Source organism: Cryobacterium sp. MDB1-18-1 (assembly GCF_004402735.1).
Lineage (GTDB): Bacteria > Actinomycetota > Actinomycetes > Actinomycetales > Microbacteriaceae > Cryobacterium > Cryobacterium glucosi.
Window position 1 is genome coordinate 92,227 of the sequence record NZ_SOFR01000037.1, and the last position, 20,482, is coordinate 112,708.

Annotated in this window: 16 protein-coding genes; 4 read left to right on the forward strand and 12 right to left on the reverse strand. The window is 69.8% G+C overall.

Annotated features, from left to right (window positions below):
- Window positions 1–82: 82 nt before the first annotated feature.
- Window positions 83–2,047: a M13-type metalloendopeptidase gene (locus E3O50_RS08990; protein ID WP_134449216.1), complete on the reverse strand. Its 1,965-nt coding sequence runs from the start codon at window positions 2,045–2,047 to the stop codon at window positions 83–85.
- 80 nt (window positions 2,048–2,127) lie between these two features.
- Between E3O50_RS08990 and E3O50_RS08995 the strand changes: the two genes are divergently transcribed.
- Window positions 2,128–3,489 (forward strand): MATE family efflux transporter, encoded by a 1,362-nt coding sequence (locus E3O50_RS08995; protein ID WP_241975510.1) that lies wholly within the window; start codon window positions 2,128–2,130, stop codon window positions 3,487–3,489.
- 124 nt (window positions 3,490–3,613) lie between these two features.
- Here E3O50_RS08995 and E3O50_RS09000 read toward each other — a convergent pair whose 3' ends face one another.
- The 9 genes from E3O50_RS09000 to E3O50_RS09040 all read right to left on the reverse strand — a co-directional run bounded on the left by E3O50_RS09000 (window position 3,614) and on the right by E3O50_RS09040 (window position 13,867).
- Window positions 3,614–5,167, reverse strand: coding sequence for an aldehyde dehydrogenase family protein (locus E3O50_RS09000; RefSeq protein WP_134564556.1), 1,554 nt, complete (start codon window positions 5,165–5,167; stop codon window positions 3,614–3,616).
- Window positions 5,167–5,811, reverse strand: a complete 645-nt coding sequence (locus tag E3O50_RS09005) for an HD domain-containing protein (protein ID WP_134560512.1) — start codon at window positions 5,809–5,811, stop codon at window positions 5,167–5,169. Before E3O50_RS09005 ends, E3O50_RS09000 begins: the two co-directional genes overlap by 1 nt.
- A 46-nt stretch (window positions 5,812–5,857) precedes the next feature.
- On the reverse strand, window positions 5,858–7,234 hold the full coding sequence (locus tag E3O50_RS09010; protein ID WP_134560510.1) for an FAD-dependent oxidoreductase: 1,377 nt from the start codon (window positions 7,232–7,234) through the stop codon (window positions 5,858–5,860).
- A gap of 5 nt (window positions 7,235–7,239) precedes the next feature.
- Complete coding sequence (locus E3O50_RS09015) at window positions 7,240–7,560, reverse strand: 2Fe-2S iron-sulfur cluster-binding protein (RefSeq protein WP_134449221.1); 321 nt, start codon at window positions 7,558–7,560, stop codon at window positions 7,240–7,242.
- A 40-nt stretch (window positions 7,561–7,600) separates the two neighbouring features.
- Window positions 7,601–8,419: an SDR family oxidoreductase gene (locus tag E3O50_RS09020; RefSeq protein ID WP_134560508.1), complete on the reverse strand. Its 819-nt coding sequence runs from the start codon at window positions 8,417–8,419 to the stop codon at window positions 7,601–7,603.
- Window positions 8,412–10,334, reverse strand: a complete 1,923-nt coding sequence (locus E3O50_RS09025; RefSeq protein WP_134560506.1) for a PEP-utilizing enzyme — start codon at window positions 10,332–10,334, stop codon at window positions 8,412–8,414. The genes E3O50_RS09020 and E3O50_RS09025 overlap by 8 nt, the downstream gene beginning before the upstream one ends.
- A gap of 78 nt (window positions 10,335–10,412) precedes the next feature.
- The gene (locus E3O50_RS09030) at window positions 10,413–11,528 is read right to left on the reverse strand and encodes a PEP/pyruvate-binding domain-containing protein (protein WP_134449224.1); all 1,116 of its coding nucleotides are present in this window, start codon (window positions 11,526–11,528) and stop codon (window positions 10,413–10,415) included.
- Window positions 11,528–12,919 (reverse strand): cytochrome P450, encoded by a 1,392-nt coding sequence (locus E3O50_RS09035; protein WP_241975488.1) that lies wholly within the window; start codon window positions 12,917–12,919, stop codon window positions 11,528–11,530. Before E3O50_RS09035 ends, E3O50_RS09030 begins: the two co-directional genes overlap by 1 nt.
- A gap of 141 nt (window positions 12,920–13,060) precedes the next feature.
- Window positions 13,061–13,867 (reverse strand): IclR family transcriptional regulator, encoded by an 807-nt coding sequence (locus E3O50_RS09040; RefSeq protein ID WP_134560502.1) that lies wholly within the window; start codon window positions 13,865–13,867, stop codon window positions 13,061–13,063.
- Between the two features lie 110 nt (window positions 13,868–13,977).
- Between E3O50_RS09040 and E3O50_RS09045 the strand changes: the two genes are divergently transcribed.
- The 3 genes from E3O50_RS09045 to E3O50_RS09055 all read left to right on the forward strand — a co-directional run bounded on the left by E3O50_RS09045 (window position 13,978) and on the right by E3O50_RS09055 (window position 16,782).
- Window positions 13,978–15,228, forward strand: coding sequence for an MFS transporter (locus E3O50_RS09045; RefSeq protein ID WP_134560500.1), 1,251 nt, complete (start codon window positions 13,978–13,980; stop codon window positions 15,226–15,228).
- Between the two features lie 45 nt (window positions 15,229–15,273).
- Window positions 15,274–15,969: an endonuclease NucS gene (nucS, locus tag E3O50_RS09050; protein WP_134449228.1), complete on the forward strand. Its 696-nt coding sequence runs from the start codon at window positions 15,274–15,276 to the stop codon at window positions 15,967–15,969.
- A 144-nt stretch (window positions 15,970–16,113) separates the two neighbouring features.
- A complete protein-coding gene (locus E3O50_RS09055) occupies window positions 16,114–16,782 on the forward strand; it encodes an HAD hydrolase-like protein (protein WP_241975487.1) in 669 nt (222 codons plus the stop codon).
- A gap of 221 nt (window positions 16,783–17,003) precedes the next feature.
- On the opposite strand, the gene E3O50_RS09060 is transcribed toward E3O50_RS09055, so the two are convergent.
- On the reverse strand, window positions 17,004–19,166 hold the full coding sequence (locus E3O50_RS09060; RefSeq protein WP_134560498.1) for a glycosyltransferase family 39 protein: 2,163 nt from the start codon (window positions 19,164–19,166) through the stop codon (window positions 17,004–17,006).
- Complete coding sequence (locus E3O50_RS09065; RefSeq protein WP_134560496.1) at window positions 19,163–20,452, reverse strand: bifunctional glycosyltransferase family 2/GtrA family protein; 1,290 nt, start codon at window positions 20,450–20,452, stop codon at window positions 19,163–19,165. The genes E3O50_RS09060 and E3O50_RS09065 overlap by 4 nt, the downstream gene beginning before the upstream one ends.
- Window positions 20,453–20,482 lie beyond the last annotated feature (30 nt).

The following is a 20,482-nucleotide window of genomic DNA, read 5'->3' on the forward strand; positions in this document are numbered from 1 at the left end:
CGGCTCCGATTTCCGGCTCCGTGTTCCCCTCAGCACCATAGCCCAGACACCCGACATACGCCGGGGCCGGACGCCGGCGGGGCTACCAGATGGTGACGCGTTTGTCCGGGTCGAGCCAGAGTTCGTCGCCTGCCGCGACGCCGAAGGCCGCGTAGAACTCGTCGATGTTCCGCACGATCTGGTTGCAGCGGAACTCATTCGGCGAGTGCGGGTCGATCGAGATCAGGCGGATGGCCTCCTCGTCGCGCATCTTCAGCTGCCAGGCCTGGGCCCAGGACAGGAAGAAGCGCTGGGCGCCGGTGAGACCGTCGATCACGGGCGGCTCTGCGCCGTCGAGCGAGATCAGGTAGGCCTTCCAGGCGATCGAGAGGCCGCCGAGGTCGCCGATGTTCTCGCCGATCGTGAGCGCGCCGTTCACGTGATGCTCGGGGATCTGCTTCGGCGCCAGGGCGTTGAACTGCTCGATGAGCGAGCCCGTGCGCTCTTCGAAGGCCGCACGGTCGTCAGCGGTCCACCAGTCGGTCAGGAGCCCGTCGCCGTCGTACTTCGAACCCTGGTCGTCGAAGCCGTGCCCGATTTCGTGCCCGATGACGGCACCGATGGCGCCGTAATTCGCCGCGGCATCCCGCTCGTCTGAGAAGAACGGGAACTGCAGGATGGCCGCGGGGAAGACGATCTCGTTGAAGCCGGGGTTGTAATAGGCGTTGATTGTCTGCGGGGTCATGAACCACTCGTCGCGGTCGAGGGGCTTGCCGATCTTGCCCAGTTCGCGCTGGAACTCGAACTCGTTCGCGGCACGCACGTTCTTGATCAGGTCGCCCGCCTCCATCCACAGGGTCGAGTAGTCGCGCCATTTGTCGGGGTAGCCGATCTTGGGCGTGAACTTCTCGAGCTTGTCCTGGGCACGCGCCCGCGTCTCCGGGGTCATCCAGTCGAGCTCGGCGACGCTCTGGCGGTATGCCTCGACGAGGTGGCCGACGAGCACGTCCATGCTCGCCTTCGCGCTCGGCTTGAAGTGCCGTTCGACGTAGATCCGGCCGACGGCCTCGCCGAGGGATCCCTCGACGAGGGAGACGCCGCGCTTCCAGCGGTCCCGCAGCTGAGGTGTCCCGGTGAGGGTGCGGCCATAGAAGTCGAAGCTCGCCTCGACGAAGTCGTCGGAGAGGTACGAGGCGCTCGAGCGGATGATCTGCCAGCGCAGCCAGTCCTTCCATCCGACGATCCCGTCCTCGGTCAGCATCTCGGCCAGGCCGGTCACGAAGCTCGGCTGGCGGACGACGATCTCCTCGAGGGCTCCCGCCGGGGCATCGAGGCCCGCGAGCCAGAGGTGCAGGTCCGCTCCGGCGGCGAGGGCCGTGACCTGGCCCCAGGTCTTGAGGTTGTAGGTCTTCTCGCTGTCGCGGGAGCGCACGTTGTCCCAGTGGTGCCCGGCGAGTTCGGTTTCGAGGTCGAAGACGCGCTGCGCCCTGGCAGCGGCGTCGTCGACGCCGGCGAGGCCGAACATCCGCTCGAGGAAGGAGCGGTACGCCTCGCGGACGGCCGCGAACTTCTCCTCGCGATAGTAGGACTCGTCCGGCAGGCCGAGCCCGCCCTGCTCCAGGAAGACGAGGTAGCGCTCCGGGTTGCCCGGGTCATTGTCGACATAGAGCTGGAAAGCGCCTGCGACGCCGGCGCGCTCGAGGCGGCCGAGGGTGCCGAGCAGGGAGGCGACGGAGTCGATCCGGTCGACGGTCGCGAGGTCGGCCGCGAGCGGCGTTGCGCCGAGCGCATTCACCCGCGCCTCGTCCATGAAACTCGAGTAGAGGTCGCCGAACTTGCGGGCTTCTGTTCCGGGTTCAGCGGTCTGCGCCTCGAGGATGATCTCCCGCACGGCCTTCTCTGATTCCTCGGCGAGGAGGTAGAAGGATCCCCAGCGGGCCTTGTCCGCCGGAATCTCGGTGCGGTCGATCCATTTCCCGTTCACGTGGCGGAAGAGATCGTCCTGTGGGCGGATGCCCGGGTCGAGTTCGTCGCGGTCGATTCCGGATGCGGTCCCCAGCTCAGTCATGCGTCCATGCTATTCGCTGTGCCCGGGAATTCGAGCCGGGGTGCGACGCCGGGCGAGGCCGGACGGCGCCGGACCGTGCGGTGTCGGCGAGCGACGCTAGAGTCGGGAGCATCGCCATCTTCCGCCAGCGGCCCATCGACCGTGAGATCCTGCGCCTCGCCCTCCCTGCGTTCGGCGCCCTCGTCGCCGAACCCTTGTTCCTGCTCGCCGACTCGGCGATGGTCGGGCATCTCGGCGCGGTCGACCTGGCCGGACTCGGCCTCGCGAGCGCGGTGTTGCAGACCATCGTCGGGCTGATGGTGTTCCTCGCGTACAGCACGACCCCTGCCGTCGCCCGCTGGCTCGGTGCGGGCGACCGCGGCAGGGCCGTGTCCGTCGGGATCGACGGCCTCTGGCTCGCGCTCGGCCTCGGTCTGGTGCTCGCGCTGCTCGGCGCGGCGCTGAGCCCGCAGCTCGTGGGAGCGTTCGGCGCGGAGCCTGCCGTGGCCGCGGCATCCGCCCGGTACCTCACCGTGTCGATGCTGGGACTTCCGGCGATGCTGCTCGTGTTCGCGGCGACAGGACTCCTCCGCGGACTGCAGGACACCCGCACGCCGCTCTGGGTGGCGGGGCTCGGCTTCACGGCCAACATCGTGCTCAACCTGTGGTTCATCTATGGTCTCGGGCTCGGCCTGGTCGGCTCGGCGCTCGGCACGGTCGTCGCGCAGTGGGCGATGGTCGCGGTGTATCTCGTCGTGGTCGTTCGGCACGCCCGGCGTGAGGGTGCCCGGCTGCGGCCGCACCGCGGCGGGATGCTGCGGGGGGCGTCGAGCGGCGGCTGGCTGTTCCTGCGCACGGTGAGCCTGCGTGCGGCGATGCTGCTCGCGGTTTTCGTCGCCACGAGCCTCGGCTCGCCCCAGCTCGCGGCGTTCCAGATCGCGATGACCCTGTTCGCGGCGATGGCGTTCGCCCTCGACGCGCTCGCGATCGCCGCCCAGGCCCTCGTCGGGCGCGGCCTCGGGGCCGGCGATCTCCCCGGGGTGCGCGCGGTGCTGCGGCGCTGCCTCGAGTGGGGTGTGCTCGGGGGTGCCGCCATCGGCGCCCTCCTCGTCGTGACGAGCCCCCTGCTCGGCGGGCTGTTCACGACGGCGGAAGAGGTGAGCGCGCTCCTCCCCCTGACACTCGTGGTCCTCGGCCTGTCCGGGCCGCTCTGCGGCCTCGTCTTCGTACTCGACGGCGTGCTGATCGGCGCCGGCGATGCCCGCTACCTCGCCGTGACCGGGCTGGTGAACCTGCTCGTCTTCGTGCCGCTGGCCTGGGCTGTGCTCGCCTGGGCACCGCAGGGCGCCGTCGGGCTCGCCTGGCTCATGGCGGCGTTCGCCTTCGGCTACCTCGGCGCGCGCGGCCTCACCCTCGGCCTGCGCGCCCGCGCCGCGCGCTGGATGGTCGTCGGCGCCCGCTGACGCGCCCGCACCGACACCACAGCTCCCGATTCACCCGTCGCGCGCCCTGTGCGCCCCTGCGCGCCAGGCACACCGGGCGCGCACCGGCGCACGTGGCGCGCCAGGCGGTGCCGGAGAGTCCCGGCTAGCGGATGCGGCGGTGCACGGACTGCGGGCGCAGGTAGGCGTGCAGGCCCTCGCGTCCGAACTCAGCGCCGAGGCCGGAATCGTGCCGCCCGGCGAAGGGCGCGTTGTGGTTGGAGGCGAAGAAGCCGAGGCCGACGGAACCGGTGTCCATCCGGGCGGCCGCATCGAACGCGGCGTCGGCATCCGCTGAGAACACCGTGCCGCCGAGGCCGAACGCGGTGTTGTTCGCGATGCCGATCGCCTCGTCGAGGGTGTCGTAGCGCAGGATCGACAGGACCGGCCCGAAGATCTCCTCGCGCGCGATCCGCATCCCCGGCGTCACGTCGGCGAACACGGTCGGCTTCACGAAGAAGCCGCGGTCGAAGCCGCTCGGCACGTCACCGCCCGTGGTCGCCCTGGCGCCCTCTGCGATGCCGGAGCGGATGTACCCGCGCACCGTGTCGCGCTGCGCCCGTGTCGCGGCGGGTCCGAAGACGGTGTCCGGGTCCATCGGGTCGCCCTGCCGCGCGGCCTGGATCGTCGCCGTGACCATGTCGACGAGTTCGTCGTAGCGCCCGGCCGGCGCGAGGATACGCGTGGAGATGTAACAGGTCTGCCCGGTGTTGCGCATGCAGCTGCGGATGAGCACCTGCTGCATCGCCGTGAGGTCGACGTCCGGCAGAACGAGCGCGGACGACTTGCCGCCGAGCTCGAGGGTGACCGGCCTCAGCAGCTCGCCGCACGCCGCGGCGATTCTTCGGCCGACCGGGGTCGAGCCGGTGAAGGCGACTTTGTCGACTCCGGGGTGCCGCACGAGGGCGTCGCCGACGGCGCTGTCCCCCGTGACGATGTTCACGACGCCCGCGGGGATGCCTGCCGCTGCCGCGGCATCCGCGAGGAAGCGGATCGAGAGCGGCGTCGGCGATGCCGGCTTGATCACGACGGTGCACCCGGCCATGAGCGCGGGCGCGAGCTTCGCCACGACGAGGTTGATCGGGAAGTTCCACGGCGCGATGAGCGCGCAGACGCCGACCGGGTCCTGCCGCACGACGGTTTCGGCGGATCCGTCGGGGAACGGGCGCACGTCTGCGGTCTCCAGGTACCCGGCCAGTCCGGCGAAGTAACGGAAGATCGCTGCGGCATTCGAGGCCGCGCGCCCGGTCTCGGCGACCGGGGAGCCGTTCTCCCACGTGTTGGTGTGCGAGATCGCCGCCGCCCGCTTCTCGATCTCGCCGGCCAGGCGTTCCAGGTACCCGGCGCGCACCGAGGGGGCCAGCCCGCGCCACCCGTCAGCGCCGGCGCCGGCACGCGCGAACGCGCGGCGGGCGGCCGCGACGGCGAGGTCGACGTCGGCGGCGGATGCCACCGGCACACTGCCCCACTCCGCTTCCGTCGCGGGGTTGGTCACCGTGGTCCGACCGGTTCCGCTCGCCGCACGCCAGGCGCCGTCGATGAAGAGGTCGTCGGTGTGCCGATAGGGCAGCGTGGCCGGGAACCTCGTGGGCTGGACGGGCTGGCCGGCCGCAGCCGTGGCCGCCGCTGTCGGTGCCGCGTCGATCGACTGCCCCGTCATCAGAGCACCGCGATCTTCAGCAGCGCCTCTGCCCTGTCGAGTTCGATCGTCGCCATCTCGAGGCCGGCAGCGGTGATGAGCTCCGGCAGGATCTCGGCCCGCAGGCGCCGGCAGTAGAACGACGGCGTCTGGCCGAACCAGCTCGAGGCGAGGGCGATGCCGGCCGGGGTGAAGCGCCAGAGCCGGTCAGCGTCGCGCACGAGCGAGTCCTCGATCGAGTACGACTCGACGCGGGTGTCATGGCCGTCGATGATGTCGGTGACCCGGGTGATGAAGGTCTCGTCGTAGCCGAGGCCCGGCAGCACCTCCCTGGCGATCATGCAGCCCTTGAGCTCGTGCTCGTAGCGGATCTGGGCCTGGCGCCAGTTCGCGCCGAAGCCCTCCGAGATGATCTTGGTCTCGTCCACCCTGGCCCAGCCGCTGTCGTGCAGCAGGATGGCCACCCGCACGACGAGGGCGTCGGCCTCCGGGTAGGCCTCGCAGAGCCGCTCGGCGAAAGCGAAGGAGATTGGCACGTGGATGTCGTTGCTGCGCGTGCGCATCTCGGTCTCGACGGCGCGCCAGAGCGGGTCGAGGTCGCTCGGGCCGTCCGCGGCGACGGCGATGGGCGAGGTGTCGATGGACTGGTCGGTCTGCAGTGTCATGGCGTTCTCACTTCGAGGTTGGGGCGCCGGAGCGCGGAGGCTGGGGCTAAGCGGCCGGACTGCCGGCGGGAACGGGGACTGCAGGAGGAGCGAGATCAACGGCGGCCGGCGCAGGCACCGCACGCCCGGCATCCGCCGTCTCGACGGCCGCGAAGAGTTTCTTGAGCGGAACGGTGGTGTCGGTCGCAACATCCGCCGGCACAGAGAGGCCCTTGTGGAGGGCGTTCTTCACGGCCATGAAGTCGAGCGGGCTGTTGATGCAGTCAGCGGCGATGAGCCGGCCACCCCGGTAGTAGAGCACCGAGAACTTCTCGGAGTCCGGCTCGCCGCGCAGAACGACCCGGTCGTGCCCGCCGCTCAGCCCGGCGATCTGCAGTTTGAGGTCGGCCTGGTCCGACCAGAACCACGGCACCGTGCGGTGCTCTGCCGGGAGTCCGAGCAGGGTGGCCGCGGCCACCTTGGCCTGCTCGACCGCGTTCTGCACGCTTTCGAGGCGGATGCGGCCGACACCGAAGTCCCCGATCGACGGGTTCGGCATGTTCGCGCAGTCCCCGGCGGCCACGGTGAGTCCGTCGGAGGCGAGGGCCCTTGCGTCCACCACGATCCCGTTGTCGACCTCGAGGCCCAGCTGCACGGCGAGCTCGGTGCGCGGGACGACCCCGACGCCGATCAGCACGACATCCGCCGCCACGATCTCGCCTGAGCCGTCGCCGTCACGCGGACCGAGCTCGACGCCGGTGACCCGGTCGTGCTCGCCGACGAACCGCACGACCTGCGCGTTCAGCACCACGCGGATGCCGCGGCGCCGGTGCGCCTGCAGGTAGAACTCGCTGGTCTGCTCGGAGACCGCCCTCCCGACGAGGCGGGGAGCCGCCTCGAGCACAGTGACGTTCTTACCGGCGGCCCTGGCCCCCGCTGCGACCTCGAGGCCGATGAAGCCGCCGCCGACGACCACGACGTTCCGCGCCTCACGCAGTTGCTGCTCGAGCACGGTCGCCTCCGTCGCGGTCCGCAGGTAGCTGACGCCCTCGAGCTCGGAGCCCTCGAACGGGATCGTGCGCGGTGCGGCTCCGGTGGTGAGAGCGAGCCGGGCGAATGCGAAGGTGCGCCCGGACTCCGCCGTCGCGACGCCGCCGTCCGCGTTCCGGACGATGCGGAAGATCCGCTCCCGCGGCACGAGGTCGATGGAATGCTCGCGGTAGAAATCGTGGGTGCGGAAGGCCAGGGAGTCAGCGGTCGCCTCGCCCTTGAGGAACGCCTTGGAGAGCGGCGGCCGCTGGTACGGGGCGTGCGGCTCCTCGCCGACGAGGGTGATCGGGTCGGTGTCGCCGAGTTCGCGCAGTGTCGAGGCGAGTTGCACCCCGGCCTGGCAGTTGCCGATGATGAGGGTGCCCAGCCGGGGTGCTGCGGTCGTGTCGCCCATGCCGGTCACACCTGCGTTTCGGGGGTCTGCACGTGCACGGACACGTCGTCGGTCAGTTTCAGCTGGCAGGAGAGCCGGGAATTGTCCTCCCGGTCGACGGCCGTTCCGTCGAGCATGTCGTCCTCGAGGTCGAGCTTCGGCGGGAACAGCCCCGCGCTCTCTGCGCACAGGAAGACGTGGCAGGTGGCGCAGGACAGGCTGCCGCCGCACTCGGCGACGATCCCGGGAACGCCGTTGCGCACCGCGGTCTCCATCACGGAATCGCCCGCGAATCCGGTGACGATGGTCTCTGTGCCGTCGAAGGCGACGTAGCTCACGGTTGGCATTTCTCGGTCTCCTGGTTCGGTTCTCTGGGTTGCGGGTGGGTCAGAGGAACTGCCGGCCGCCGTCGACCACGAGGGTCTGGCCGGTGATGTAGTCGCTGCCGGGTGCGGCGAGGAACAGGGCCGCCCCGACGATGTCCTCCGGTTCGCAGGCCCGCTTGAGCGAGCCGCGGTCGACGCCGTAGCTCTCGGCGCCCGCGATGAGCCCGTAGCTGGCCTCGGTCAGGGTGAAGCCGGGAGCGATCGCGTTGACGGTCACGTTGCGGTCACCGAGTTCCTTGGCGAGCACCCGGGTCAGCGCGATGACGCCGCCCTTCGAGGCCACGTAGTGGGCCCACTGGGCCGATCCGCTCATCACCGTGGCGGAGGAGAGGTTGATCACCTTTCCGCCGTCCGGCAGGTAGGGCGTGCAGGCCCGGGTGACGAGCCACGGCCCCTTGAGGTTGACGGCCATCACCCGGTCCCACTCGTCGGGGTCGAGGTCGGTGAAGGGGGCACGGGTCACGGTCGCGTAGATCGCGGCGTTGTTGATGACGACGTCGATCACGCCGGCCTGGGCCGGGGGCACCGTACCGGGGGCGGATGCGCCGGGCCGGGCCTCGGGGACCCAGCCGGCGGCATCCGCGGCCAGCCGGGTGACCGAGGCGAGGTCGGTGACGTCGACCGGGCGGGCGAGGGCGGTTCCGCCGGCCTCTTCCACGAGAGCGACGGTCTCCCGCGCGCCCTCGAGGTTGACGTCGGCGACGACCACCCGGTCGCCCTGGGCCGCGAAGCCCAGGGCGAAGGCACGGCCCAGGCCGCCGGCGGCGCCGGTGATCAGCACCGTCCTCTGCGAGACCCCGGCCGCGCCGCGCTCAGGCATGGCTGCTCTCGGCGAGGACGGCGTCGAGCTGGGCGGCCGCGGCAGGGGCCAGGGCGAGGTCGTGCTCGTGGGCCAGGCCGGCAACGTCCTGCTCGGCGCCGTGATCTTCGACGATCGTCACGGTCCCGTTGTTGCCGTCGACCCGCAGCCACTGTCCCGTCCTGATCTGGGCGGAAGCGGTTCCGGTTCCGGTGACCGCCGGCATCCCGTACTCACGGCAGACGATGGCCGCGTGGCTCATCATGCCGCCGATGTCGGTGACGGTCGCGCGGATCTTCCCGAAGATCGGGCCCCACGACGGCGCCGTGACGGGAGCGACCAGGATGTCGCCCTCCTGCACCTCGGAGAGCTGGTCGGAACTGCTGATGACCCGGGCCGGACCCTCCGCGACGCCGCTCGAGGCGGCCATTCCGCGGAACTCGCCCTCCGGCGCGTCGGAGTCGCCGAGCCAGTTCTTGATCTGGTCGCTCGTGATGCCCCAGAGCATCAGGGTGAAGGGCTCGGTGATCACAACGGGCGGCGTGTTGAGCGCCGGCTGCGGGCGCTCCTCGGAGAGCGCGTCGACGATGACCTTGCGCCGGGCGACCTCGGCCGGCCAGTAGTCCGGGCCGATCGCGGGGGCGCCGACGGCCCAGCCGGTGACGTAGTCGAAGAGCGTCTCGCGCACCTCGTCGCGGCGGAGGTAGAACATTCCGTTCGCCTCCGGCCAGAACCCGGCCTCGGAGAGCATCTTCGAGAGCTGGCGGGCCTTCCGCCAGAAAACGCCCATGGTCCAGTGCTCGATGTAGAAGTTGTGGTTCTCCACGTAGGGGTAGACCTGCCGCGCGAGACCGAGCTTGCCCTGGAACGCGGCGAGCTGTTCTGGGCTGAGCAGTTCGGAGTATTCCTCGGTGATGCGGTCGCGCTCGGCGACGAGCTCTGCGACGGGACGGTCGATGCCGACACCGTTCTGCACGCGAACGATGTAGTCGGCGATGTAGCCGAGCGGCAGCTCGAGGTGGTCCATCCAGTACTTGTCGTGGGCGTAGAAGCCGTTGCCGACGGTGAAGTTGAACCAGGGATCCTGTGCCTCGGTCCAGGCCGCGAGCCACTCCGCTCCGCCCGCGGCCGCGCCGATCGCGGCGAGGGTTTCCTCCGGGTTCTCGGTGTTGCCGAAGTGACCGTCGACGCCGAGTTCGACGGCGAGCTTGGCGAGCTTCTTGAGCTCGTCATCCGGTCGGAAGAGCTCCATGTCGACGCCCTGCACCATCTTCGCGACGGCCTGGTCCGGGATGCCGGGGAAGACCTCCTTGCAGAAGCTGAAGAAGTCGAGGTAGGCCACGTAGCCGAGGTTGAGGAACTCGAAGTGGTACTGCCAGGCCCGGTAGGTGAGGGACACGAGCTTGTCGAAGTTGCCGAGGAGCTCGTCGTTCGGGCCGAGACCCTTGCCGCTCGTGACGTCCTCGAGCGGGACCGCGTTCGGCAGCGCCTCGAAGGACAGGGCGTTGAGCTCGTCGATCGTGCCGCGGATCTTGCCCTGCCATTTTTCGAGCAGGCCGTCCCAGTTCTGGAAGTAGTGGCCGGCGCGGGCCATGAACTCGGGAACGCGGGCGGCGATCTCGGTCTCGGGAACACCGACGGGCGACATGAACACGTAGCCGTTGTGGATGCGGAACTCGATGCCGTTGGCCGGCGGGATCAGCAGGTGGCGGGAGTTGTACTGGCCGAGGCAGGAGACGGCGAACTCGAAGCCGATGGTCTCGAAGGGCTTGGTCACCGTCGGCCAGTGCTGGCTGTCGCAGAACCAGAACTTGGCCTCTTCGACCTCACGCCGGTTCTCCTGGAAGACCAGGTTGTAGGCGTAGAGGTCCTTCCAGCCCTCTGCGGCGGCCGCGGGCTTCTGGTCGTACGGGCTGGGGAATGACTTCTCTGTCATGGTTCAACCGTTCTGTGTGGGTAAACGCGGGTGGAGGGGACGAGCGGGGAAGATGAGGCGCAGCGGATGCGCGGGAGATCAGGCCTTGCCGGCCTGCGTCATCAGCGAGCGGGTGATGCTCTCGATGCCGAACCCGGCGGACTGCGTCGGAATCGAACCCGACGCCGTCGAGGAGAACACCGTCTCGGGTCGGGACTGCAGCAACAAGAGGTTCTCCCCGTCCGGCAGGTCGCGGTCGAGGGCCCATTCGATGTCCTGGGGGCACTTGAAGTGCTTCTCGGCGCGCTTGGCGATCGCGGCGATCGCGGTGATCTCCGTGTCGCTGATGCAGAGGCGCCCGCGGCGGTCGGCAGGGACCTCGCGTTCGACGAGGGACTTGCTCGCGGGGTCGGGCACGAGTTCGGCGTGCTTGTCGCCGATCGAGTGCTTCACGACCATGAGCATGACCTTGTCGACGGTGATGTTGTCCGGCGTCACCTGCCCGGAGACGACGAGCTCGCCGAGCCCGTACGAGGCCTCCATCACGATCTTGGAGCGGTCGCCATTGGTCGGGTCCATGGTGATCGCGACGCCGGCGACCCGGGCGTTCACCATCTTCTGCACCGCGACGGCCATCGAGAGGCCTTCGTTGGGGATCTTGTTCTTCAGCCGGTAGATGATGGCGCGGGAGGTGTAGAGCGAGGCCCAGCACGCGCGGATGTGCTCGGTGACGTCTTTGACGCCGAGGAGCCAGAGGTAGGTGTCCTGCTGGCCTGCGAAGCTCGCATCCGGCAGGTCCTCTGCCGTCGCCGAGGACCGCACGGCGACAGGGACAGGGGACTCGAAGCGCGACTGCAGTGCCTCGTATGCCTCGATGGTCGTGGCGTGCAACTCGGCGGGCACCGGCCGCGAGGTGATCTCGAGGCGCAGCTGGGCCGAGACCCGGTCGACGGCGGTCACGTCGTCGGGATCGAGGTTCGCGAGCATCTCGTGGATGTCCTTCTCGATGCCGGCCTCGCGGATGAAGGCGTCGTATGCTGCCGTCGTGATGGCGAAGCCGGGGGGAACCGGCATCCCGGCCGCGGTGAGTGCGACGAGGGACGCGCACTTGCCGCCGAGCTGCTCGTGCAGCGGCGGAAGCCCGCCGTCGAAGAACTGGATGTAGGCGGCGTGGGATGCCGGTGTTGCGGTGACAGCGGGGGTTGCGGTTTCCATCAGGCGTTGGCCTCCCAGGTGACGGGAACCGACGTCGGCGCCCTGAACGACAGGTTTTCTCCGAAGACGATCGCTTCGGAATCGACGATCCTCAGGCCGGGGACGGCCCGGATGGTCTCTTCGACGACGATCTTGTCCTGCAGCTTGGCGAGCATGTTGCCGAGGCAGTAGTGGATGCCGAAGCCGAAGGAGAGGTGGGTGCGGGCGTTGGCCCGTTCGATGTCGAAGACCTCGGGCTCCTCGAAGACGCTCGGGTCCCGGTTGGCAGATCCCATCAGCAGCAGGATGTTCGCGCCCTTCGGGATCGGGGTGCCGGCGATCTCGGTGTCGACGAGGGCCTTGCGCCGCCAGCCGACGATCGAGGGGCTGTAGCGCAACGTCTCGTCGATCGCCCCGGGAATCCGCTTGGGGTCCTCGACGAGCTTCTGCCACTCGCCGGGGTTGCTGAGCAGCATCCGGATCGTGTTGGAGATGAGCGTCGTCGTGGTCTCGTGGCCGGCGAAGAGCAGGCTGTAGCAGACCGACGCGATCTCGTGGTCGGAGATCTCTCCGCCGGCCAGCTGGGCGCGCACGAGGTCGGTGACGAGGTCGGTTCCGGCAGTTCCGGCGTCGATGGCCTCGTGGGCGGCGGAGACCAGGCGCCGGCATTCGGTCCAGTAGTCGACGAGGTTGTGCGCGTGCGGGATCTGCTCCTCGTCGCTCAGGTCACCCCAGGTCATCGCGGCCCGCGAGTCCGACCATTTCTTGTAGGTCGGGACCATTTCCGGCCCGACGCCGAGCAGGCCGAGGATCGTGATCGTGGGGATGTCGACGGCGACGTCCTTCAGGAAATCGCCCCGGGCATCCGGATGCGCGAGCATCTGGGTGAGGAGCCGCGCGGTGTTCTCGCGGATGGTGGGCTCGAGGGCCTTGTACCGGCGTGGGCTGAACTCCTGCTGCACGATCGTGCGCATCCGGGTGTGCTCTGGGGGAACGCGGGCCGAGAGGCCGGAGTATGCGGTGAAGCCGCCATCGTTCATGATCTTCGTCGCGGCGGCTCCGCGCGGCCGCACGGGGGCCTGGGCGTTCTCGCTGCTGAAGGTAACCCAGTTGTCGAAGACGGCCTTGACGTCCGCGTAGCGGGAGACGACGTAGTAGCCGATGCGCTCGTCGAACATGACGGGCTGCTCGTTGCGCAGCTCGGCGTATGCCGGGAACGGGTCGTTCATGTCGAACGGGGAATAGCCGTGGTGGCCGCCGGCGGCCGCGGCGAGCGCGCGGTGATCGACCGGGCACTGGGCTGCTGCGGGCTGGGCTGCTGCGGGCTGGGCTGCTGCGGGCTGGCCGGGGGCCGGCTGGGCTGCGGCCGGGTGCGTGGTGGCGGGCTGTGCCGTCACGGGCTGAGCGTTCACGAGTGCTCCTTCTGTCCACTTCTGCGGGGACTGTCCACTTCTGCGGGGATCTGGCTCCATCTAATGCTCCCGGAGCTGGGAAGCGCCGGGCTTGTCCCACTGGGCGGAAGTGGAGTTGGGGAGGCGCCCGTTCAGGCCGGTTCAGGACTGCTGCGGTTTGCGGGCACGCGCCGCCGGTTGCAGGGCAGCCTTCGGCAGGTGCGCGATCCCCGCCTGGATGCGCTCGGCCGTGCCGAGCAGGATGGGCAGGTTGCGTTCGAGCTGGTGCGCCCGCGAGGTGGGCAGCACGATCCCGAGTCCGCCGAAGATACTTCCGTCGGCCTGGAACACCGGGACGGCGAGCGAGCACGATCCGAGCCGCACCTCCTCTGAGGCGACGGCGAAGCCCTGGCCGCGTACCTTGTCGAGTTCCCTGCGGAGCTGCTCCGGGTCGGCCTTGGTGAACGGGGTGCGCTGCACGAGCGCCGCGCCGAGCACGGCGTCACGCACCCAGCCCGCCTCGAAGGCGAGGATCGCCCGGCCGACAGCGGTCGCGTGCATCGGCAGCCGCCCGCCCACCCGGGAGGCCTGCGGGACTCTCCTGCTCCCGTAGACCCGGTCGATGTAGAGCACGTCCGCGCCGTCGCGGATGGCGAAGTGGGCGGTCTCCTGCGTGAGGCCGAACAGGTCCTGCAGGTACGGGCGCACGACGTCGCGCAGCTGCCGTCCGGCATGCTGGCCGAGTTCCCAGAGCCGGAGGCCGATCTGGTACCGGCCGCGGGCATCCCGCTGCACGGCGCCCCATTCCTCCAGCTCGCCGAGCAGGCGGTGCACGGTGCTCTGGGGAAGGCCGCTCTCGGTGCAGATCTCGGAGAGGGTCCGCGCGGAGGGGCTGGACTCGAAGACGGCCAGGATGCTGAGCACGCGCGAGGTCACCGTCTGCCCCGGTGAGGTGGTGCGTCCTGCCACGATTCCCCCCTCGCGCCCCGCTGCGCTCGACTCCAGCCCCATCGTACGTCGCCGGAGATCGGATAGCGTTGACGGGATACCCCCCGACCGAGCCTGTTAAGGAAACGACCATGACCGCGCCCTCCGAACCGACGGATGCGTCCGCTCCGAGCCCCGGATCACCGAACGGCCCCGGCACCCTCGCCTGGCGCAACGCCGTCTTCGCGGTCTTCTTCATCAGCGGACTCGGCCTCGCCAGCTGGGTCCCACGCATCCCCGCGGTTCGCGACAGCCTGCGGCTCGACACCGCACTCGTCGGCGTGCTCATCTTCGGCCTCTCGGCAGGCTCTGTGCTCGGCCTGGTCGTCGCGGTGCGGCTCCTCGCCCGTTTCGGCGCGCCCCGGGCCATGACGATCAGCGTCGCGACGTCCTCGATCGGCCTGGTCGTGGTCGGTGCCGGCGCGACCCTGCTCGGATCCGCCCCGGTCGTCTTCGCGGGCCTTGCCGCCGTCGGCCTCGGGATGGGTTCGCTCGACGTGATGATGAACGTCGAGGGCGCTGCGGCCGAACGGGCGATTCGCAAGACGTTGATGCCGCTGATGCACGCCTGCTTCAGCCTCGGAACCGTCGTCGGGGCGCTGCTCGGTGCCGCGGCATCCGCACTCTCCGTCTCGGTGTTCTGGCACCTGACGGCGATTGCGGTGCTCGTGTTCCTGATCGCGGTCGTGGCCGTTCGGTCCATTCCTGAGCTCGAGAACACCGCCGAGACGAGTGCGCCTGGCGAGCCGGCCAGCACCTGGCGCAGCCGGCTGCGAGCGAGCCTGTCGGTGTGGGCAGACCCGGGCGTCCTGTTGATCGGTGCGATCGTGCTCGGGATGACGTTCGCGGAGGGCTCGGCGAACGACTGGATCGCGCTCGCTTCCGTCGACGGCCACGGTTTCAGCAATACCGCCGGCGCGATCGTCTTCGGCGTGTTCGTCGCAGCGATGACCGTCGGCCGGGTGATCGGCGGGCCGGTGATCGACCGGTTCGGCCGTGTTCCCGTGCTGCGGGCCTGCGCCGTCATCGGGGTGCTCGGGCTGCTCCTGTTCATCCTCGCGCCGAACGACTTTGCACTCTACGCGGGCACCGTGCTGTGGGGCGTCGGAGCCTCACTCGGCTTCCCTGTTGGCATGTCGGCCGCCGCGGACGACACGAGGAATTCCGCGGCCCGGGTCAGCGCCGTCGCCATGATCGGCTACTTCGCCTTCCTCGTCGGGCCGCCCGTTCTCGGCCTTCTCGGCCAGAACTGGGGCATCCTGAACGCCCTGTACCTCATCGTCGCCCTGATGGCCCTCGCCGGCCTCGCCGCTCCGGCCGCCCGCGAGCGCCACCGGCGCTGACCCCTCCCTGTCGAGCGGTTGCTTCAGACCGGTTAAGCTCGATGCGTGCGCCTCGTAATTGCCAACTGCTCCGTCGACTATGCCGGAAGGCTGAACGCACACCTGCCGCTCGCCACCCGCCTCCTCCTGCTCAAGTCGGACGGCAGCGTGCTCGTGCACTCGGACGGCGGCTCGTACAAGCCGCTCAACTGGATGAGCCCGCCGTGCTCCCTCGTCGAGCAGGTCCCCGATGACGAACAGACGGATGCCGGCATCACCCAGGTCTGGACCGTCACCCACGCGAAGACCGCAGACCAGCTCATCGTCAGCATCCACGAGGTCCTGCACGACTCCGCCCACGAACTCGGCATCGACCCCGGCCTGATCAAGGACGGCGTCGAGGCGCACCTGCAGAAGCTGCTGGCCGAGCACATCCATCTTCTCGGGGACGGCCACACCCTCGTCCGCCGCGAGTACATGACGGCGATCGGCCCTGTCGACATCCTCGCCAGGGACGCCGCCGGCCACTCGGTCGCGGTCGAGCTCAAGCGCCGCGGCGACATCGACGGGGTCGAGCAGCTCACCAGGTACCTCGAGCTGATGAACCGCGACCCGCACCTGGCCCCGGTGGCCGGGGTTTTCGCCGCACAGGTCATCAAGCCGCAGGCCCGGATGCTCGCAGAGGATCGCGGCATCCGCTGCCTCGTGCTCGACTACGACGCGATGCGCGGCCTCGACGACACGCAATCCCGCCTGTTCTGACCTGCCCGGGAGGGCCCTGACGGGCGTTTTCTTTCGAGGGAGCGCTCTCATTAAGGCAGGAGTAGCAGCCCATCGGATTCCGGCATAAAGTAGAAAATTACCCATTTCGTGGGAAATCGGGCCTCTGGCCTCTAGGATTAGCGAGTGAATTCGACTTTGACTCGCACCTGGAGTGCAATACTTTTTGACCTCGACGGAACCATCACCGATTCCGCCCCGGCCATCACCAACTCCCTCGCCCGGACCTTCGCCCTTCTCGGCCGACCGGTTCCGACCGACGCCGAGTTGCTCGCCTATGTCGGCCCGCCCCTCTTCGCCGCCTTCCGTGAGTACGCCGGCATGACGGCAGAGGAGGCCACTGAGGCCGTCGCGGTCTACCGCGCCGACTATCACGGCGAAGCCATGCTCGACACCGCCGTCTACCCGGGCGTCGCCGGCCTGCTCCAGCGCGTGCACGAGGCCGGAATCCCCCTCGCCCTCGCCACGAGCAAGCCGGAGCACGCCGCGATCACGATCCTCGAGCACTTCGACCTGGCCCGGTTCTTCACGGTCATCGTCGGGGCGAGTGACGCGGAGACCCGCAGCGCCAAGGCCGACATCGTCGAAGAGGCCCTGAACCGCCTCGCCGCCGTCGGCACGAGCCTCAGCACCCCCGTCATGGTCGGCGACCGCAGCTACGACGCGGAGGGCGCCGCAGCCCACGGCGTGCCGACGATCCTTGTCGAGTGGGGCTACGGCTCTCCCGCAGAGGCCGCCGCAGCGACCGCGACCGTCTACTCCGTCGACCAGCTCGCCAAGCTCCTCCTCGGCTGACCTGCAGCGGATGCCGCGGCGCGCGCCCGACGCTCCGCTCCGGCATCCGCAGCGATCGTGTTCTCCGACCGAATGTCGGTGGTCCCTGCGACCCTGTCGCCATGAATACGACTCAGCCACGGATGCAGCAGATCATCCCTGGAGTGGAGCCGTGACGCTGACGGGACCCACTGCAGCGGCCCGGTCCCTTCCGTAGCTGCGGGCGTTCGCCCGTCCGCCCGCTACGAGCTCGCCGCCGTTGCACCCGCAGACAGGTCGTAGAGCGTGACGCTGTCGACGGTCTGGGCGGTGAAGTTCTCCGCGACCCAGGCGGCGATCTCGCTCGAGGCACTCGATCCGCCGTTGGCCTGGCCGGTCGTTCCACTGATGAAGTAGTGGATCTTCCCTGCTGCCACATCGGCCTGGAACTCGGCGAGGGTGGGGGCGGGGTCGCTCCCGTTGAAGCCGCCGATCGCCATCACCGGCAGTTGGGTCGCGAGCTGGTAGCCGGCGGCCGAGTCCGACCCGATCGCCGCGGCGATCCAGGTGTAGCTGCCGGAATCCACAGAGAGCAGCGCGGCGAGGCTTGCACTGACACTCGCTGATCCCATGAATCCTCCGGCACCGCCGGGGCGCCCTCCGGTCGGCAGCGTCCCTGTCGTGCCGTTCGGGACGGTGCCGTTCGGGACGGTGCCGTTCGGGACGGTGCCGTTCGGGACGGTGCCGTTCCCGCCAGTCGGGCCGGCCGGCGGAGTGCCGCCCCCGGCGAATCCGCCGGCGTTGCCGCCGGGGAACCCGGCCCGTCCGCCGGGCATTCCACCGCCGCCCATCCCGCCCATGCCGCCGGAAACGGTCGGGCCGGCCGTGACGATCGACCCGGTGTGGGCCGTCGACACGGTCTCGAGCGTGTAGGCAACGGGTGCCAGCAGTGCGCCGGTGAGGGCGATCGCGACCGTAGCCCTGCCCCACCACTTCCCCGGAAGCCTCCTGAGCCAGGCCGCCCGCGGCGGCGCCATCAGCAGTCCGGCGGCGACCAGGCCGAGCGCGGCGACGACGAACTTCAGCCACGGCAGCCAGTCGGTGGCGCGGTCGAGCAGCACCCACGCCCAGGCGCTCGTCGCGAGCATCGCGACGGCCGCCGTGATCCGGGCCCAGAGCGCCGTGCGTTTCATCCAGACGAGGCTCGCGCCGATCGCGAAAGTTCCGGCGAGCGCGGGCGCGAGGGCGACCGTGTAATAGGCGTGGAAGATCCCGGCCATGAAGCTGAAGGCCAGCGCGGTCAGGATCAGGTACCCGGCGAAGAGGAGAAGGGTGGCCCGGCGGAGCGAGATCCGCGGGGCGCGGCGGAGCACGACGAGCGCCGCGACGCACAACACCAGCGCGGCGGGCAACAGCCAGGTGATCTGGCCGCCGAATTCGCCGAGGAAGAGCCGGAAGATCCCGGTCTCACCCCACATGCCGCCCGTCACCGCACCCGTGCCGCCGGCGCCTCCCGTGACGCTCCCGGTCTCGCTCCCGGTGAGCCGGCCGAATCCGTTGTACCCGAACGTCAGCTCGAGGAAGCTGTTCGTCTGCGAGCCACCGATGTACGGACGCCAGTTCGCCGGGACGAGTTCGACGATGGCGACCCACCAGCCTGCCGAGACGATCACGGCGCCGAGGGCCGCGAACGAGTGCCAGAGGCGGGTGCGGAACCGGTGCGGCGCCGCGTACAGGTAGACGCCCGCGAGCGGAGGCAGGATCAGGAATGCCTGCAGCTGCTTGGTCAGGAATCCGAAGCCCACCATCGCTCCCGCCCAGAGCACCCATTTCAGGGCACCGGTCTCGATGCCGCGCAGGGTGAAGTAGGTGGCGAGGCTGAGGAGGAGAACGAGCAGGGCATCCGGATTGTTGAACCGGAACATCAGCGCGGCGACGGGGGTCACGGCGAGCACGGCGCCGGCAAGCAGGGCGGTGCCTGCCGAGAAGCGGCGGCGCACGGTGGCGAAGAGCACGGCGACCGATGCGACGCCCATCAGGGCCTCCGGCACGAGGATGCTCCACGAACTGAGTCCGAACAGGCGCACCGAGAGGGCCATCAGCCACAGGCTCGCCGGCGGCTTGTCGACGGTGATCGCGTTGGCGGCGTCGGAGGACCCGTAGAAGAACGCGGTCCAGTCGACCGAGCCGGCCTGCACAGCGGCGGAGTAGAACGAGTTGGCCCAGCCGCTCGCGCCGAGGTCCCAGATGTAGAGCACCGCCGTCACGAGCAGGAGACCCAGCAGGGCCGGCCGTTCCCAGCGCGCGGAGCCGGCCCTGCCCCGCACGAGGGTGCGCGGCAGGGCCGTGAGGCTGGCCACGAAGCGGGCGCCGAAGCGGGCGTCGAGCGGAGAGACGGCGGGGCGCGGGGAAACCTGGGTCGTCATGAACTGGTCACTTCCTGTCGGGCGGGAGCGTCCCTCCGGGAGGGCTCGTCGCGGGAGGTCACTTCGTCGCGGGAGGTGCGTGGTTCCGTCCTGGTCGGGGCCGGCGTCCGCTGGCTCCGGAAGACCCAGAGCCGCAGCAGCACGAACCGCATCACGGTCGCGAGGAGATTGGCCGCCGTGAGCACGATGATCTCGGCCTGGGGCCCGGCATCCGCGCGGACAAGGTGCAGCACGAGGAGGGATCCGCTCGTCACGAGCCAGGCCAGGCCGAAGATCACGAGGCCCTGCGCCTGGTGCTTGACCGCGCCTCGCCGCCCGCGCACGCCGAAGGTGAGGCGTCGGTTGGCCCAGGTGTTCGCGATCGCGGTGATGAGCAGGGACAGGAAATTGGCCAGCTGGGCCGGCATCACGTACTGGAGCACGAGGTAGAGCAGCGCGAACGCGATGGTCGACAGCACGCCGATCACGCCGAACCGAAGCACCTGGCCGAGGAAGGTCGGCGGGGTCGGCGGCTCGAACGGCGGTCGGCCGAGCTCGGCGTAGATCTCGTCGACGGGGATCCTGCCGGTGACGAGCGAGTGCGCCACCCGGACCAGGCCCTTGAGGTCGTCGGCGGCGGTACCGACGACGTCGACCCGGCTGTCGGGGTCGTCGATCCAGTCGACGGGCACCTCGTGGATCCGGAGCCCGGCGCGCTCGGCGATGATGAGCATCTCGGTGTCGAAGAACCAGCCGTTGTCCTCCACGAGGGGGAGCACCCGCTGGGCGACGTCGCGGCGCATCGCCTTGAAGCCGCACTGGGCGTCGCTGAATTCGACGCCCATCGTCGTGCGGACGAGGGCGTTGTAGCTTCGGGAGATGAACTCGCGCTTGCCGCCGCGGGTGACGCGGGACCCGCGCGACAGCCGGCTGCCGATGGCGACATCGGAGTGGCCGGAGAGCAGCGGGGCGACGAGCGGCGGGAGCGCGCGGAGGTCGGTGGAGAGGTCCACGTCGACGTATGCGACGACTGCGGCGGGCGAGGCCAGCCAGACCCGCTTGAGCGCCCGGCCCCTGCCCTTCTCGACGAGGTGCACGGCGTGGACGCCCGGCAGTTCGGCCGTGAGCGAGTCGGCGATCGCGGCGGTGTTGTCGGTGCTGGCGTTGTTCGCAATGGTGATGCGCCAGGGTTCCTCGAACTGGTCGGTCAGGTACGCGTGCAGCACACGGATGCTGCGCGCGAGGGTCTGCTGTTCGTTGTACACGGGCACGACGACGTCGAGGGCGAGAGCTGCTGATCGGGTCATGGTGGCCACTCTCCGCCCAGAGCCTATGCC

Excerpts from the sequence above, each read along its gene's own strand:
- E3O50_RS08990 (WP_134449216.1), bottom strand. The coding sequence starts at position 2,047 with ATGACTGAGCTGGGGACCGCATCCGGAATCGACCGCGACGAACTCGAC.
- E3O50_RS09000 (WP_134564556.1), bottom strand. The coding sequence starts at position 5,167 with ATGACGGGGCAGTCGATCGACGCGGCACCGACAGCGGCGGCCACGGCT.
- E3O50_RS09005 (WP_134560512.1), bottom strand. The coding sequence starts at position 5,811 with ATGACACTGCAGACCGACCAGTCCATCGACACCTCGCCCATCGCCGTC.
- E3O50_RS09010 (WP_134560510.1), bottom strand. The coding sequence starts at position 7,234 with ATGGGCGACACGACCGCAGCACCCCGGCTGGGCACCCTCATCATCGGC.
- E3O50_RS09015 (WP_134449221.1), bottom strand. The coding sequence starts at position 7,560 with ATGCCAACCGTGAGCTACGTCGCCTTCGACGGCACAGAGACCATCGTC.
- E3O50_RS09020 (WP_134560508.1), bottom strand. The coding sequence starts at position 8,419 with ATGCCTGAGCGCGGCGCGGCCGGGGTCTCGCAGAGGACGGTGCTGATC.
- E3O50_RS09025 (WP_134560506.1), bottom strand. The coding sequence starts at position 10,334 with ATGACAGAGAAGTCATTCCCCAGCCCGTACGACCAGAAGCCCGCGGCC.
- E3O50_RS09030 (WP_134449224.1), bottom strand. The coding sequence starts at position 11,528 with ATGGAAACCGCAACCCCCGCTGTCACCGCAACACCGGCATCCCACGCC.
- E3O50_RS09045 (WP_134560500.1), top strand. The coding sequence starts at position 13,978 with ATGACCGCGCCCTCCGAACCGACGGATGCGTCCGCTCCGAGCCCCGGA.
- E3O50_RS09060 (WP_134560498.1), bottom strand. The coding sequence starts at position 19,166 with ATGACGACCCAGGTTTCCCCGCGCCCCGCCGTCTCTCCGCTCGACGCC.
- E3O50_RS09065 (WP_134560496.1), bottom strand. The coding sequence starts at position 20,452 with ATGACCCGATCAGCAGCTCTCGCCCTCGACGTCGTCGTGCCCGTGTAC.